The organism is Polaromonas sp. (genome assembly GCF_016185115.1).
GTDB lineage: Bacteria > Pseudomonadota > Gammaproteobacteria > Burkholderiales > Burkholderiaceae_C > Polaromonas.
The window spans coordinates 15,747-29,755 of record NZ_JACPOF010000005.1 but is presented as its reverse complement, the minus strand read 5'-3'; the positions used below and the strand labels follow the sequence as shown (position 1 = coordinate 29,755).

The window sequence follows — 14,009 nt, the reverse complement described above, 5'->3', positions numbered from 1 at the left end:
CCCCCCCGGGGGGCAGGGCGCTACACGCAGTGAGCAATCGTGGGGGCAACATCACTCCCCTTCTCCAAATTTGTCAGCAATCAAGGCAAGGAGTGCATCCATCGCCACCTGCTCATCCGGCCCATCGGTTTCAATCAGCACCGTGCTGCCCTGGCCAGCGGCCAGCATCATCACGCCCATGATGCTTTTCGCATTGACGCGGCGCTCGCCCTTGCTCATCCACACCTCGCAGGCAAAACTGCCCGCCAGTTTGGTGAGCTTGGCGGATGCGCGGGCATGAAGGCCAAGCTTATTGCTGATGTTCGTGCTGGTCTGGATCATGTTTTCTTCGGGCCTGATTTTGCGGTGCGGTAATGGCCACCTGCATCACGCCTTGCGTGGCGCCGGCCAGCGCGCGGGTCACCAGTAAATCGAGCGATTCGTGCCGGTAGGACACCGCGCGGAGCAGCATGGGCAGGTTGATGCCGGTAATGAGTTTGGAATTGACGCCATCAACAAGTTTTTGCGCCACATTGCAGGGCGTGGCGCCGAAGACGTCGGTCAGTACCAGCGCATGCGATGTCGCCATCTGCTCGAACATGATGCGCGCCTGCGCCAGGGTTTCTTCCGGCGGCATGTTGGGCTGTACATCAAGGGCCACCAGCCCCATGGGATTGTCCGGAAACACATGCAGTACGCACTGCCGGAAGGCCGAAGCCAGCGGGGCGTGCGCGATGATGAAAATGCCGTTCATTGCGGTGAATTATCAGCGGTGACGCTCACGAAATAGGCGTATGACGCGATACAGCAACACAAAAACACAGCCATGGCGCCCTGAAAACTGGCCACTGTGCCCCAGCCCAGTCCGGCAAAAGCATCAATCAGCAGGCCCAGGCCCCACTGCACAACAAACACCCCGCCGAAAATCCCGAGGTTGTAGGCCGACAATGCGCGCCCGGCGAGCGCAGGCCTGAAGGCCAGGCCAATCGACGATTGCGCCAGCCCCAGCACGCTCGAAGCCATGCAGAAAACGGCCCAGCCAAGCCAGCCGGTACTGGCCCCGCCCCAGATGTTGGCGGCCAGCACCAGCAAACTCAGGGGCATGCCCCAGCCCATCAGCCGGTCGGCGCTGAAGCCGTTGCGCGCAAGCCAGGGGTTGACCATGCCCCAACTCCAGAAGGTCACCAGCATGGTGGCGTTCAGGTAAAAAAGCCCGGTTGCGGCCTCGAGCGGTGTGTAGCCCGCCACCCTGATCATCCAGGGCGTGGCCCACAGGGTCTGGATGGCCACCATGCCGCCGTAGTTAAAAACGGCCAGCGGCAGGAGTTTGCGGAAATAACGGCTCCGCCAGACCTCGGCATAGGTGCTGGCGGGTTGGGCATCAGCAGATTTCCCGGGCAGTTGCCATGTGGGCGCCAACCAGGCAATGGCCGCGATGGCCAGCAGGATAAGCGCGGCCAGTATCCAGAACAGCGGGCGCCAGCCCATCAGCGGCAGCAGCCACTGCACCGGCAGGGTGGACGCCAGCATGCCCAGTGAACCTGTCATGAGCATCCATGAATTGGCGCGCAACTGGCTGGGCGCATCGAACCAACGCCTGTAGCCGGTCATGGGGGCCATCAGGCAGGCACTGACACCCACACCGACAAGAATGCGCGCGACCAGCAGCCCGGTAAAGGTTGTGGCGACGGAAAAAGCCAGGCAGCCCATGACGGCAACCGCCAGAAAGCAGACGCTGACGCGCTTGGGGCCGTAGCTGTCCAGCCACTTGCCCATGGGCAGTTGCACGGCCGCAAAACCCAGGAAGTAACCCCCGGCCAGCAGGCCCAGGTCGCGCGCATGCAGCGAGAAATCCTGCGTCAATACGGGTGACAAGGTTGCGTTGATGGCGCGAACAAGCGCCGAGCAGAAATACGCCGCGGCAAAAGCCAGAAACACAATCGCGCCCGTCCTGCGGTCGAGCAAGTCGGAACTTCGCGATATCGGCAACGCGCCGGGTACGGCGCTCATGCCCGTACACCTTGCAAAAGAATTTTCATCATCTCTGGTTCACACCCATTCATCATTCAAATTTGAGGCTGGAGAAAAAGGTCTCACTGGCTTCCGGCGCCGCCTTGCCGGCATACATCACCACCTGGAACACCTGCGTTCCTTTTGCGAAATAAGCCGCCTGCCCGCTCACCGCCTGGCCGTCGGCACGCTGGCCCTGCGCCTTGACCAGCACGGCGGGCGGCAGCGGCGCAGAGCCCGCCACCTTTAGAGGCAAGACCTGCGCGCCCGGCGCAGCCTTCATATTGGAAAGCGTGAGTTTTTGCCATTGCGCCAGCACTTCGGCCACGTTGGCAGCGTTGCCGATATCTGCGCTGGCCACGGCAAAGGTCGCACCGCCGGCATCGCAGCCCAGCATGTTCAGTTCGGTGGCAGAACCCCCGAGCGGCACGGTTCTTTGGGCTTTGTCGGGCTTGCAGGGCAGCAGCAGGGCCAGGCCGGTGCCTTCGGGCCGCACGTCACGCCAGTTCAGGCTGGGGCTGCAGGCCTGCAACAGCACCATGCAGCCCACGGCCAGAAAGAAGGAGGTAAATCTGTGACTCGGGCGTGGCATCGGTCGGCTTGAGCAAAGATCAATATAGTAAGCAGGCATAGGACTTTAACCTTTCATGCGCCTGTCCGGTGCATGGCCTTGCGTTTTGCACCAATCTGGGCACGATGTTTGCTCACTGGTTTTCTTCACAGATGCCGCCTTCCTGCAATTTTTTGCCCACCCGAAACACCATCAGCCCCATGACCACCCCCCTTGCCACGCCACCAGTGCCTACCCACCTCCCCGCCAAAGGGCAGGTGGTCTGGCGCGACCGGCTGTCGCAATTGCTGGAATCGACCGGTGAAGGCATCTTCGGCATAGACATGGCCGGCTGCTGCACCTTCATCAACCGTGCAGGCGCCGAGCAACTGGGTTATGCGCCGGAGCAGGTGCTGGGCAAGAACATGCACGAGCTGGCCCACCACACCCATGCCGAGGGAGCTCGCCAGGGTGAGCACTACCCCGAGCACTTGTGCCCCATCTTCAATGCCTTCCGCATGGCACTGCCCTGCCGCATAGACACCGAGCATTTCTGGCGCAGGGATGGCTCGGCTTTCGCCGTCGAATACTCGTCCTACCCCATCGTCGAAAACGGCCAGGTCCAGGGCGCCGTGGTCACCTTTGTCGACATCTCCGCGCGCCGCCAGGCTGAAGCCGCACTGCGGCAGGCCCATGCGGTTCTGGAGCAGCGCGTGAGTGAGCGCACGCATGAACTCTCTGAAGCATTGCAGCAACTGCGCGAACTCTCGGCCTATACCCACACCGTGCGCGAGGAAGAGCGCACGCGGATCGCCCGCGAAGTTCACGACGAGCTGGGCAGCCTGCTGGTGGCCCTGAAGATGGATGTCGGCTGGCTGGACAAACGCCTGGGCGAACAACAGCAGCGCGAGCCGGAGGCTGCACAGGCCATGCGCGACACCATGCGGGGCAAATGCCAGAACATGGGGCGGCAGATTGAAACCGCCGTTGAAAATGTGGGCCGCATCATCACCGACCTGCGTCCGAGCATCCTGGACCACCAGGGCCTGTGGGCCGCGCTGGACTGGCAGGCCCATGAGTTTGTGCAGTCGGCCGAACTCGAGCTGGACTGGCAGATGGACGTGGCGCAGGCCATAGCCCTGCCGGAGCCGGCTGCCATCGGCGTGTTCCGCATCTTCCAGGAAATGCTCAGCAATGTGGGCCGCCACGCACAGGCCAGCCGGGTCGCGATTCACATCACGGCCACGCCGGAAGCCATCAACATTCGCGTGAGCGACAACGGCAAGGGCGCGGACACATCCGCCTTTGAGGCCGTCGATGCCTATGGCGTCATGGGTATGCGCGAACGCGCGCTGCACTTGGGCGGCACCCTCGGCATCACCAGCCGGGTCGGCGCCGGCACCACCTTTCACCTCAACATACCTTTATGAACACCGTCAAAATTCTCATCGGCGACGACCACCGCATCGTGCGCGAAGGCCTCAAGCAGGTGCTGGCCGATGCGCCTGAAATCGAGGTTGTTGCCGAGGCAGAAACCGGCCCGGACATCCTTGCACGCGTCGATGCGCTGGGTGGCCACGCCGGGCTTGACGCGGTGTTGCTGGACATCGCCCTGCCCGACCGCGATGGCATGGACGTGTTGCAGGCGCTTAAAAAGAGCTGGCCGCTGCTGCCCGTACTCATGCTCAGCACCTACCCCGAAAAACAGTACGCCGTGCGCTGCATCAAGCTGGGCGCGGCGGGTTACCTCAACAAAAGCGCCAACCCCGACGACATGATTGCCGCAGTGCGCAAGGTTGCTGCGGGTGGACTTTATGTTTCAGCCGTGACGGCCGAAGCCCTCGCGGGCGTCATCAGTGGCCAGACGGCACGCGCTGGCGCAGATGCGCTGTCCCATCGCGAACACCAGGTCTTCCGCCTGCTCACTGCGGGCAAGTCCGTAGGTGAAATCGGCACGCAGCTGGGCCTGGCATCCAACACGGTCAGCACCTACCGCACCCGCATCCTGGAAAAAACCGGTACCCGCAACGATGTTGAACTGGCGCTCTATGCAGAGCGCCACGCCAGGCCGCCATCAGGCGACTGAGACAGCGGGGACAGCCGCGAGCTTGTCCTACGCGAGTGCGAGAGGCATCTGATGCATGACGGCTTCAGGGCAGCCTATGCTGTTCTCTCAGCCGGCACATGCGGGCCCAACCAGAGGACAAAACCATGACCACCGTGAATAAAGTAATGACTGCCGATGTGAGAAGCCTGACGCCTGCCGACTCCATCGCGACTGCGGCTCAAGCCATGAGCGAACTGAACGTCGGTGTTATACCGGTCTGCGATGCCGGCAAATTGCTGGGCATGGTGACGGACCGCGACATCGTGATTCGTGCAGTGGCCAAAGGCATGGATGGACAAGCACCGCTCTCCGGCATCATGAGCAAGCAGGTTCAGACCGCGTTGCCGGAAGACAAGCTGGAAGACGTGCTCAAGCGCATGTCCGGCAGCCAGGTACGCCGCATGCCCGTGGTGGATTCCGCTGGCGCACTGGTGGGCATCATTTCACTCGGCGACATTGCAGTCAACGGCAGCGAAGATGAGGCCGAAGTCGGCGAATCGCTGGGCGCCATCTCGGCACCCTGATCCGCAAGATAGCGTCCGAAGCGGCAGTTCGACTCGCGACACCCTGTGAGGGCACTGCAGCACCAGGCCCCGTGATGGTGCATGGCCGTGTTGCAAGCCCCTTAATCTGACCTTCCTACGCTGGATGGCCGGTTGGCCACCTCCCGGCTTCACGGAGGTCAACCGGACTTCTGAACCGCAAGGGGCCTCATCGCCCCCCGATTTGTAGTGCCCGCCCTACAGGCAGTTGCAGGGTCTGCTGCTAAATCAGCCCGCCATGTCGGGAAGCGCATGTGGTGGCCCACTGTTTGCAAGACAGCCGCATCTTCAACAGAAAAGGTGCGCGCCATGTCTGAATTCTTCTCACCCTACGACGCCGACCAGCCGCTGATGCTGAAATGCAGCTGCGGCAAGGACCACACAATCGCCGACCATCACGCTGCAGTCGCAGCCGATGCGGCCGCGGTCGAATTGCGCAAACGCAGCCTCACCAGCGAGTTTGAGGCGTATTCCAATGAATTCATCGAGGCCACGCTCGTCAAGGCGCTGTTCCCGCAGGACGAAGTCCGCCGCCGCTTTCTGCGCGCCGTCGGCAAGGGCACGGCCATGGCCGCCATTGCCAGCGTGTTGCCGGTCGCCAGCATGCAGGCCATGGCACAGGAAAAAGGCAAGCTCGAAAAGACCAACCTGAAGATCGGCTTCATCCCCATCACCTGCGCCACGCCCCTGATCATGGCGCACCCGCTGGGCTTTTACAAACAGCAGGGGCTTGAAGTGGAAGTCACCAAAACCGCGGGCTGGGCGCTGATACGCGACAAGATGATCAACAAGGAATACGACGCCACGCATTTCCTGTCGCCCATGCCGCTGGCCATCTCGATGGGCCTCGGCTCCAACGCCACGCCGATGAACGTGGCCACCATCCAGAACATCAACGGCCAGGCCATCACGATGGCGCTCAAGCACAAGAACAACCGCGACCCCAAGAACTGGAAGGGCTTCAAGTTCGCGATTCCGTTTGAGTATTCGATGCACAACTTCCTGCTGCGCTACTACCTCGCAGAAGCCGGCCTCAACCCCGACACCGACGTGCAGCTGCGTGTGGTGCCACCCGCAGAGATGGTGGCCAACCTGCGCGCCGGCAACATCGACGGTTTCCTCGGCCCCGACCCCTTCAACCAGCGTGCTGTTTATGAAGAAGTGGGTTTCATCCATATGCTCACCAAAGACATCTGGAACGGCCACCCCTGCTGCGCCTTCGGCACCTCGACCGAATTCATCCAGAAGAACCCCAACACCTTCGCTGCGCTGTACCGCTCTGTGCTGACAGCGGCTGCCATGGCACGCGACCCCAAGAACCGCGAACTCATCGCCAAGGTGATTGCACCGCAGGCTTACCTCAACCAGCCTGAAGCCGTTTTGAATCAGGTACTGACCGGCAAGTTTGCCGACGGCCTGGGCAACATCAAGACGGTGCCCGACCGCGCCGACTTTGACCCCATGCCATGGCAGTCCATGGCGGTGTGGATGCTCACGCAGATGAAACGCTGGGGCTACGTCAAGGGCGAGGTCAACTACAAGCAGATCGCTGAAAAGGTCTTCCTCATCACTGATGCCAAGAAATACATGAAGGAACTCGGCCAGCCCGCGCGTGAAGGCGCGTACCCCAAGTTCACCATCATGGGCAAGGAGTTTGATGCGGCCAAGGCTGATCAATACGCCAAAGGGTTTGCCATCAACAAGATGTCCTGAACATGAACATTTTCAAAACCCTCGGCTTCCGGGCCGGCGTGGTCTCAAGCGTCTTGCTGGTGGTCTTCATCGCCATCTGGTACGCGGCCACCGCCTCTAACGCAGGGCCAGCGGGAAGCAGTACAGGCATGACCACCGAGCAGATCGAATACCAGAAGATGATGGGCAAGGACCCGGGCGCGGCCAAGGCATCGGGCTTTCCCACGCCCCTGCAAATGGGCCAGACCTTTGTCAAACAGCTCAGCGACCCCTTCTACGACCGCGGCCCCAACGACAAGGGTATTGCCATACAGCTCGCACATTCGCTGGGCCGCGTCGGCCTGGGTTTTCTGCTGGCCTGCCTGGTGGCGATACCGCTGGGGTTTGTGATCGGCATGTCGCCTCTGCTACGCCGTGCTTTTGATCCCTTCATACAGGTGCTCAAACCCATCTCGCCGCTGGCGTGGATGCCGCTGGCGCTCTACACCATCAAGGATTCGTCGACCTCCGGCATCTTCGTGATCTTCATCTGCTCGGTCTGGCCCATGCTGATCAACACCGCCTTCGGCGTCTCCGCTGTCAAGCGTGAATGGCTGAACGTCGCCAGCACGCTGGAGGTCAATCCGATACGCAAAGCCTTTCAGGTCATCCTTCCCGCTGCGGCGCCCACCATATTGACGGGCATGCGCATCTCCATGGGCATTGCCTGGCTGGTCATCGTGGCGGCCGAAATGCTGGTCGGCGGTACGGGCATCGGCTACTTCGTCTGGAACGAGTGGAACAACCTCTCGCTCACCAATGTGATCTTCGCGATTTTTGTCATAGGTGTGGTTGGCATGCTGCTGGACCTGGCCTTTGCGCAGATGCAGAAGGTGGTGACCTATGTGGAGTGATGCGGAATCGCGTATCGCTACAGAAGTTGCCAGACCCAAAAAGAAAGACCACACCATGCAGGGATTTTTGAAAATCGAAGGCCTGAGCAAGGCCTACATCCCGGCCAAACCGGTGTTCGCCAACGTCGGCTTCACGATAGACAAGGGCGAATTTGTCATCATCATCGGCCATTCGGGCTGCGGCAAGACCACCATCCTGAATGTGCTGGCCGGGCTGGACACCGCCACCTCGGGCCATGTCTTCATGGACAACCGCGAGATCTCCGGCCCCAGCCTGGAGCGCGGTGTGGTCTTTCAGAGCCACGCGCTCATGCCCTGGCTGACCGTACGCAAGAACATCGCGTTTGCGGTCGTCTCGCGCTGGCCTGAGTGGAGCGCGGCACAGGTGAATGAACACGTTGAAAAATTTGTCGCACTGGTGGGCCTGAGCCTTGCCATCGACAAGAAGCCTTCGCAGCTTTCGGGCGGCATGAAGCAGCGCGTCGGCATTGCGCGGGCCTTCGCCATTCAGCCCAAGATGCTGCTGCTCGACGAACCGTTCGGCGCACTTGATGCGCTGACGCGCGGCACGATTCAGGACGAACTGATGACCATCGTTCGTGAAACACACCAGACGGTGTTCATGATCACCCACGATGTGGACGAAGCCATCTTGCTGGCCGACCGCATTTTGCTGATGAGCAATGGGACCGAGAACGAAGGCGGTTACTCCCCCGGCAACATCGCCGAAGAAGTCATCAACCCGTTGCCGCGCGAACGCACACGCGCCGGCCTGCACCACCTGCCCGGCTACTACGAGCTGCGCAACCACATCGTCGATTTCCTGGTGTCACGCGCCAAAGCGCACTGAAACCCCCACCTTTTCACATCACCATTTATTTAACAGGAGCCATAAAAATGAACCGCAACGACATCACCGAAAAAATCATCACCGCCAAGGTTGCCAAAGGCATCACATGGGAATCGGTTGCCAAAAAGGTCGGCCTCAGCAAGGAATGGGTGACCGCAGGTTGCCTGGGCCAGATGACCTTTGACGACAAGCAGGCCAAGGTCATTGGCAAGATCTTCGGGCTGAACGCCGAAGAGCAGAAGTGGCTGCAGGTCGTGCCGTACAAGGGTTCGCTGCCCACGCCTGTGCCGACCGACCCGCTGATCTACCGCTGGTATGAAATCGTCAGCGTCTACGGCACGACGATCAAGGCACTCATCCACGAAGAGTTCGGCGACGGCATCATGAGCGCCATCGACTTCAGCATGGACATCGTGCGCCAGCCCGACCCCAAGGGCGACCGCGTCAACGTGGTGCTGTCGGGCAAGTTTTTGCCCTACAAACAGTACTGATGTGGGATGGCCCGGCAATGCCGGGTCATGCAAACGCTACGATATCAATAGCTGCTCACGTGCGTATTTATTGGCTTGCAGCCATTTTCAGGGGTCAAAAACCGGCTTTCTGAGGTCTGAAAATGGTTTTCAACGGCAAACCGGTTGCCCCGGCCATCAAAATGTAAAGTCGACTTTACATCGACAATGACCGGCCTTGCCAGACCGCTGCCACCTCGGCGCTGGTCGCCACATTCGCCCAGTCACGCAAAAAGGCAATGCTCCTGTCGTGGCTGGCCTGTGCATAGGCGCCGCAGGCGTCTTCGGCAACGACTGCGTGGTAACCGAGCGCATTGCCGTGGCGCACCGTCAGGTCCACGCCGATGTCGGTGGCAAACCCGGCCACGACGATGGTACGTATGCCGCGCGCCTTGAGGTGGCTGTCGAAGGGCGTGTCGAGGAACAGCGAGGGCTGCTGCTTGGGCAGCACCAGGTGATGCGGCAGCGGCGCAAAACCATCGAGGAATTGAGTCGCCTCAGTCCCGGCCTGAAACATGGGTTTGAGGTCTTCAGGCCGGGCCACGCCCTGCTTGCGCATCATCCACGCCAGCCAGGGGCCGGGCATGTTCTCCATCGCCGGAAAGCTGTGCTGGCTCCAGGCGACCAGCACGCCGGCTTCTTCCGCAGCGGCCAGCAGCAGCGCGGCGGCGGGCTTGAGCGTGGCCAGATTGGGCGCATTGCCAGCCAGCCCCTTTTGCATGTCCCACATCACCAGCACCGTGCGCTTCGCATCGACGAGTTCCGCAAACGAAGTGGGCAACTGCTGAAAGTTAAGCGGCCTGCTGCTCATAGCGTTCCGCGCGCTTATTTGCCTATGGCCGGCAGGATGGTGCCCTTGCTTTCACCAAAACCGATGCGCGCATGGCCGGGCTTCTCACACCAGCCGCGCAGGATGACGGCGTCGCCATCGTGCAGGAAACCGCGTGTCTCGCCATTGCCCAGCGGCACGGGTCTGGTGCCGCCGTAAGCGAGCTCTATCATCGCGCCGGCCTGGCCTTCGCCGGGGCCGGAGATGGTGCCGCTGCCCAGCAGGTCACCGCTCTTGAGGTTGCAGCCGCCCATGGTGTGGTGGGTGACCATTTGCGCAATCGTCCAGTACTGGTGTTTGAAACTGGTGCCGGAAAGGCGGGCCGGCGGTTTGCCCTCGGCGCGCAGTTTGTCGGACTCGAGCAGCACCTCGAGCGATATGTCGATGGCACCCTGCGCCTTGTTGGCGGCATCATCCAGATAAGCCAGCGGCTGCGGGTCACCGGCGGGCCGTGTGAAGGCCTGGCGGTAAGGGGCCAGTGCCTCCATCGTCACTATCCACGGTGAGATGGTGGTGCAGAAGTTTTTGCCGAGGAAAGGGCCGAGCGGCGCCATCTCCCAGAACTGGATATCGCGTGCAGACCAGTCGTTGAGCAGGCAAATGCCAAAGATGTGTTTCTCGGCATCCTTGATCGCAATCGGCTCGCCCTGCGCATTGCCGGTACCGATATAGATGCCAAGCTCCAGCTCATAGTCAAGCCGCGCGCAGGGCGCATAGACCGGTGCGCTGGCGCCGGGTGCCATGGCCTGGCCCATGGGCCTGCGGTACTTCTGGCCGCTCACGCCTATGCTGGAGACACGGCCGTGGTACGCAATCGGTATCCACTTGAAGTTGCTGGTGATGGGGTCGTCAGGCCGCATCATCACGCCGATGTTCATGGCGTGGTCCAGCGAGGTGTAGAAGTCGGTGTAGTCGCCAATCTGCGTCGGCACGGTGAACTCGACCTCGCTCTGCGGAATGAGGCAGGCGCGCAGCGCGTCCACCTTGGGCCCGTAAAAAGCTTTCTCAAGCAGCTCGAACAGACCATGCCGCAATGCAGACCACGCGGCCGGCCCCATCGCAAAAAAATCATTGAGCACCGGCTTTGCGCAGTTCTGCGCTGCGGCATGCGCCAGGCCGTCAAGGCAGTCGGTCTTTGCGACCCGCGCCATGTCAATCACCTGGTCGCCAATGGCCACGCCGCCCCTGAATGCTTCGCTGCTGCCGGCGCGACGAAACACGGCGAAGGGCAGGTTCTGGATGGGGAAATCGCAGCTTTCGGCGTTGGCAGATGCCACCCAGCTTCTGGCATGGGCATTGTGGGTGGGGTTGAGTTCGCTGCTTGTGGTCATGGTTCAGTCTGAAGAAGAGGGGCATGGACCCCGGATCAAGTCCGGGGTGACAGGGTTCATAAAAAAAACGCTTCAGGCCGGCGCCATCAAACGGTCATCAAAGATCGCCACCGCGCGAGTCCAGCCCGCAGAGGCGCCGCGAATCTTGTGCGGGAAGCACGAAATATAAAAACCGGTAGGCGGCAACACTTCGAGGTTGTGCAGCTTTTCAAGATGGCAATAACCGATGTCGCGGCCGGCCTTGTGGCCTTCCCAGATCAGCGATGCGTCCTTGGTCTCTTCGTATTTTTTGGCGGTGTGCACAAAGGGCGCATCCCAGCTCCAGGCATCTGTACCCGTCAAACGCACGCCGCGCTCCAGCAGATACATGGTGGCTTCATAACCCATGCCGCATCCGGCAGACACATAGTCGTTTTGCCCATAACGTTTACCGGCAGCGGTGTTGACGACGACGATTTCCAGCGGCGAGAGGGTGTGGTTGATGCGCTTGAGTTCGGCTTCGACGTCTTCTGCGGTCACCACATAACCATCGGGCAGTTTGGTGAAGTCGAGCTTGACGCCGGGCTGGAAGCACCAGTCGAGCGGCACCTCATGAATGGTCAAAGATTTTTCCTGCTTGCCCAGCGCCTTGTTCATGGTGCTGTGAAAGTGGTAGGGCGCATCGAGGTGGGTGCCGTTGTGGGTCGACAGGTTGATCAGCTCGACCGCCCAGCCTTCGCCGTCGGGCAGGTCTTCTTTTTTCAGGCCCGGAAAGAAGGGCTGGATCTGCTCATAGGTGTCTTCGTGTGTGAAGTACTGGATCTTGGGCGCAAAAGCGGGCGGGTCGCTGATGACGTCGTTTTCAAGAAAGATGGAAAGGTCAACGATTTTTCTTGGCATGGGGTGTCCTGTTGTGAGTGGGGTTGAACGGAACTGAAAGCGTGCGAAATCAGAACGACTGGTGCCAGTGCACCATGGGCAGCCCGGCGACGGGCGAACGAAAGAAGGGAATGAGCGTGCCCAGCAGGCTGCCGATGTAGGCGGTGCGCAGGTCGGGGCCGCCGAAAGTGATGCTGGCCATCCACGGCGCGATGGTGCCGTGCGTGCGCTGCATGTCGGCGGCGGTGATGGTGCCGGCCTCCATTTTTTCGAGAAACGCGGGGGCGGTTTCCGGGTCGCTGTCGTCCATCAGCAGGCGCTTGTCACCCTGCGGTGTGATGGCAATCAGCTGATCGACCATGACCAGCGTGCACCAGAGATTGCCGAAGGCATCGAAGGCGATGCCGTCAGGGTAGCCGCCCAGATGCGCCGGGCCGTAGACCTCGCGGTCCTTCAGCGCCACACCGCCCGCCTGCTCATCGAGCCGCATGCGCGAGATGCAGGGGCCTGTGGTCTCGACGATGTAGAGCCACTCTTCCTTTGCATCAAGGCGAATCTCGTTGGTGAAATAAAAACCGTCGGCCACGACGCGTATGCCCTTGTCATCGACCACGCAGATAAAGCCGTCACGCACACGGCTGGCCGCGGCGCTGGTCCAGGGGTTCATGCGCGTCGACACCGTCAGCCAGATGCGGTTTTTTGAATCGCGCAGCACAAAGTTGACCTTGCCTATCGGCTTGCCGTCTATGCGGTCATGCAGGGTGCGTGTGCGGCCGTCACGTGTCATGACTTCAAGCAGGTCGGTGCCGAAATTTGATATCAGGATGTCGCCATTCGCTGCAAACGCCAGACCATTCGGCAGCGTGCCCTGCGTGAGGCGGTCTTCAAATTTCGCAGCTTCATCTTCCATCGAGCCCGCTGCAAAACGGTTATCGGCTGTCTGGCCGATAAAACGCTGCGAGCCGTCGGCTGCAATGCGCGTGACACCGCCACGCGCATCGGCTGCCCACAGCGTGCCGTCACGTTCGGCCAGGATGCATTCGGGACGTTGCAGGTCTTTGCCAATGTAGCCAATGGCTGCGCGGTCGACTGTAAAACCGTCAAGCGGATTGGATGCTGTCATGGGTGTTGCCATTTCAGAAAGCGTTTTTCAAAAGCGGCGAGCATCGCGCTGCTGGCAAACCCGATCAGGCCCAGCAGCACAATACCGGCAAACAACTCGCTCGCGCGAAAGGCGCGTGCAGCCAGCAAAATCGCCTGGCCCAGCCCCGGCTGCGAGGCAATCATTTCACCGACCACAGACACGATGAGCGAAACCGTCAGCGACAGCCGCATGCCGGCCAGGATGTCGGGCAGCGCATTCGGCAGGCCGACCTTCCACACGAAAGCACCACGCGACAGCTGCAGGCAGCGCGCAACTTCCTGCAGGCGCGGCTCGACAGCAGCAAAGCCGTGAACGGTAGCCAGCAGCACCGGCCACATCGCGCCGAACGCCACAACAGAAAGCACCATGTTCGGGTTCAGGCCGAAGATGGAGATTGCCAGTGGCAGCAATGCCGACGCAGGCAGAGGCCGCATGAACTCAAGTGTGGGCTGCAGCCAGGCGCGGGCATTGGCAGAGATGCCGATCAGCGCACCCAGCGCCACACCAATCAGCGAGGCCAGCAGCCAGCCTTCAAACATGCGGGTGATGGTGGCCCAGGTGAACTCTTTCAGCTCGCCGTCGGTCAGGCCATTCTTCAAGCTGAGCCAGGTGGCTTCGGGTGTCGGCAAAAATACCTTGCTGATCCAGCCCTGATGGCTGGCCAGCCACCACAGCGCCATGATGGCGATAAACACCGCCGCAGAACCGGCCCATG

16 protein-coding genes are annotated in these 14,009 nt (G+C 61.1%); 7 read left to right on the top strand and 9 right to left on the bottom strand.

Translation table 11 applies throughout. The features are described 5' to 3' along the window. Nucleotides 1–51: 51 nt before the first annotated feature. Genes HYX42_RS04385 through HYX42_RS04370 form a run of 4 tightly spaced genes read right to left on the bottom strand, consistent with a single transcriptional unit; the run spans nucleotide 52 to nucleotide 2,581 of the window. The gene (locus HYX42_RS04385; RefSeq protein WP_293400248.1) at nucleotides 52–321 is read right to left on the bottom strand and encodes an HPr family phosphocarrier protein; all 270 of its coding nucleotides are present in this window, start codon (nucleotides 319–321) and stop codon (nucleotides 52–54) included. Next, nucleotides 290–733, bottom strand: coding sequence for a PTS fructose transporter subunit IIA (locus HYX42_RS04380; RefSeq protein ID WP_293400246.1), 444 nt, complete (start codon nucleotides 731–733; stop codon nucleotides 290–292). The genes HYX42_RS04385 and HYX42_RS04380 overlap by 32 nt, the downstream gene beginning before the upstream one ends. Then, nucleotides 730–1,989 carry an MFS transporter gene (locus tag HYX42_RS04375; protein ID WP_293400244.1) on the bottom strand — a complete coding sequence of 420 codons (1,260 nt, stop codon included), beginning with the start codon at nucleotides 1,987–1,989 and terminating at the stop codon, nucleotides 730–732. The genes HYX42_RS04380 and HYX42_RS04375 overlap by 4 nt, the downstream gene beginning before the upstream one ends. A 52-nt stretch (nucleotides 1,990–2,041) precedes the next feature. Then, on the bottom strand, nucleotides 2,042–2,581 hold the full coding sequence (locus tag HYX42_RS04370) for a hypothetical protein (RefSeq protein ID WP_293400242.1): 540 nt from the start codon (nucleotides 2,579–2,581) through the stop codon (nucleotides 2,042–2,044). A gap of 179 nt (nucleotides 2,582–2,760) precedes the next feature. On the opposite strand from HYX42_RS04370, the gene HYX42_RS04365 reads away from it, so the two are divergent. From HYX42_RS04365 to cynS, 7 genes are all read left to right on the top strand, one after another. After that, nucleotides 2,761–3,969 (top strand): PAS domain-containing sensor histidine kinase, encoded by a 1,209-nt coding sequence (locus tag HYX42_RS04365; protein WP_293400240.1) that lies wholly within the window; start codon nucleotides 2,761–2,763, stop codon nucleotides 3,967–3,969. Continuing rightward, the gene (locus tag HYX42_RS04360) at nucleotides 3,966–4,625 is read left to right on the top strand and encodes a response regulator transcription factor (protein WP_293400238.1); all 660 of its coding nucleotides are present in this window, start codon (nucleotides 3,966–3,968) and stop codon (nucleotides 4,623–4,625) included. Before HYX42_RS04365 ends, HYX42_RS04360 begins: the two co-directional genes overlap by 4 nt. Nucleotides 4,626–4,750: 125 nt before the next feature. Further along, a complete protein-coding gene (locus HYX42_RS04355) occupies nucleotides 4,751–5,170 on the top strand; it encodes a CBS domain-containing protein (protein ID WP_293400236.1) in 420 nt (139 codons plus the stop codon). A gap of 327 nt (nucleotides 5,171–5,497) precedes the next feature. After that, nucleotides 5,498–6,901, top strand: coding sequence for a CmpA/NrtA family ABC transporter substrate-binding protein (locus HYX42_RS04350; protein ID WP_293400234.1), 1,404 nt, complete (start codon nucleotides 5,498–5,500; stop codon nucleotides 6,899–6,901). Between the two features lie 2 nt (nucleotides 6,902–6,903). After that, the gene (ntrB, locus tag HYX42_RS04345; RefSeq protein ID WP_293400232.1) at nucleotides 6,904–7,773 is read left to right on the top strand and encodes a nitrate ABC transporter permease; all 870 of its coding nucleotides are present in this window, start codon (nucleotides 6,904–6,906) and stop codon (nucleotides 7,771–7,773) included. Between the two features lie 55 nt (nucleotides 7,774–7,828). Further along, entirely contained in the window at nucleotides 7,829–8,623 is a 795-nt protein-coding gene (locus HYX42_RS04340) for an ABC transporter ATP-binding protein (RefSeq protein WP_293400230.1), read from the top strand. Between the two features lie 47 nt (nucleotides 8,624–8,670). Then, complete coding sequence (gene cynS, locus HYX42_RS04335) at nucleotides 8,671–9,114, top strand: cyanase (RefSeq protein WP_293400228.1); 444 nt, start codon at nucleotides 8,671–8,673, stop codon at nucleotides 9,112–9,114. Between the two features lie 175 nt (nucleotides 9,115–9,289). On the opposite strand, the gene HYX42_RS04330 is transcribed toward cynS, so the two are convergent. The 5 genes from HYX42_RS04330 to HYX42_RS04310 form a co-directional block, all read right to left on the bottom strand. After that, on the bottom strand, nucleotides 9,290–9,943 hold the full coding sequence (locus HYX42_RS04330; protein WP_293400225.1) for a cysteine hydrolase: 654 nt from the start codon (nucleotides 9,941–9,943) through the stop codon (nucleotides 9,290–9,292). Between the two features lie 14 nt (nucleotides 9,944–9,957). Continuing rightward, nucleotides 9,958–11,292, bottom strand: coding sequence for a fumarylacetoacetase (gene fahA, locus HYX42_RS04325; RefSeq protein WP_293400222.1), 1,335 nt, complete (start codon nucleotides 11,290–11,292; stop codon nucleotides 9,958–9,960). Between the two features lie 72 nt (nucleotides 11,293–11,364). Then, nucleotides 11,365–12,171 (bottom strand): cyclase family protein, encoded by an 807-nt coding sequence (locus HYX42_RS04320; RefSeq protein ID WP_293400219.1) that lies wholly within the window; start codon nucleotides 12,169–12,171, stop codon nucleotides 11,365–11,367. A 49-nt stretch (nucleotides 12,172–12,220) separates the two neighbouring features. Further along, nucleotides 12,221–13,273, bottom strand: coding sequence for an SMP-30/gluconolactonase/LRE family protein (locus HYX42_RS04315; RefSeq protein WP_293400216.1), 1,053 nt, complete (start codon nucleotides 13,271–13,273; stop codon nucleotides 12,221–12,223). Beyond that, nucleotides 13,270–13,974 carry an ABC transporter permease gene (locus tag HYX42_RS04310; RefSeq protein ID WP_293400341.1) on the bottom strand — a complete coding sequence of 235 codons (705 nt, stop codon included), beginning with the start codon at nucleotides 13,972–13,974 and terminating at the stop codon, nucleotides 13,270–13,272. The genes HYX42_RS04315 and HYX42_RS04310 overlap by 4 nt, the downstream gene beginning before the upstream one ends. Nucleotides 13,975–14,009 lie beyond the last annotated feature (35 nt).

Excerpts from the sequence above, each read along its gene's own strand:
- HYX42_RS04385 (WP_293400248.1), bottom strand. The coding sequence starts at position 321 with ATGATCCAGACCAGCACGAACATCAGCAATAAGCTTGGCCTTCATGCC.
- HYX42_RS04380 (WP_293400246.1), bottom strand. The coding sequence starts at position 733 with ATGAACGGCATTTTCATCATCGCGCACGCCCCGCTGGCTTCGGCCTTC.
- HYX42_RS04375 (WP_293400244.1), bottom strand. The coding sequence starts at position 1,989 with ATGAGCGCCGTACCCGGCGCGTTGCCGATATCGCGAAGTTCCGACTTG.
- HYX42_RS04370 (WP_293400242.1), bottom strand. The coding sequence starts at position 2,581 with ATGCCACGCCCGAGTCACAGATTTACCTCCTTCTTTCTGGCCGTGGGC.
- HYX42_RS04365 (WP_293400240.1), top strand. The coding sequence starts at position 2,761 with ATGACCACCCCCCTTGCCACGCCACCAGTGCCTACCCACCTCCCCGCC.
- HYX42_RS04360 (WP_293400238.1), top strand. The coding sequence starts at position 3,966 with ATGAACACCGTCAAAATTCTCATCGGCGACGACCACCGCATCGTGCGC.
- HYX42_RS04355 (WP_293400236.1), top strand. The coding sequence starts at position 4,751 with ATGACCACCGTGAATAAAGTAATGACTGCCGATGTGAGAAGCCTGACG.
- HYX42_RS04350 (WP_293400234.1), top strand. The coding sequence starts at position 5,498 with ATGTCTGAATTCTTCTCACCCTACGACGCCGACCAGCCGCTGATGCTG.
- ntrB (WP_293400232.1), top strand. The coding sequence starts at position 6,904 with ATGAACATTTTCAAAACCCTCGGCTTCCGGGCCGGCGTGGTCTCAAGC.
- HYX42_RS04340 (WP_293400230.1), top strand. The coding sequence starts at position 7,829 with ATGCAGGGATTTTTGAAAATCGAAGGCCTGAGCAAGGCCTACATCCCG.
- cynS (WP_293400228.1), top strand. The coding sequence starts at position 8,671 with ATGAACCGCAACGACATCACCGAAAAAATCATCACCGCCAAGGTTGCC.
- HYX42_RS04330 (WP_293400225.1), bottom strand. The coding sequence starts at position 9,943 with ATGAGCAGCAGGCCGCTTAACTTTCAGCAGTTGCCCACTTCGTTTGCG.
- fahA (WP_293400222.1), bottom strand. The coding sequence starts at position 11,292 with ATGACCACAAGCAGCGAACTCAACCCCACCCACAATGCCCATGCCAGA.
- HYX42_RS04320 (WP_293400219.1), bottom strand. The coding sequence starts at position 12,171 with ATGCCAAGAAAAATCGTTGACCTTTCCATCTTTCTTGAAAACGACGTC.
- HYX42_RS04315 (WP_293400216.1), bottom strand. The coding sequence starts at position 13,273 with ATGACAGCATCCAATCCGCTTGACGGTTTTACAGTCGACCGCGCAGCC.
- HYX42_RS04310 (WP_293400341.1), bottom strand. The coding sequence starts at position 13,974 with ATGGCGCTGTGGTGGCTGGCCAGCCATCAGGGCTGGATCAGCAAGGTA.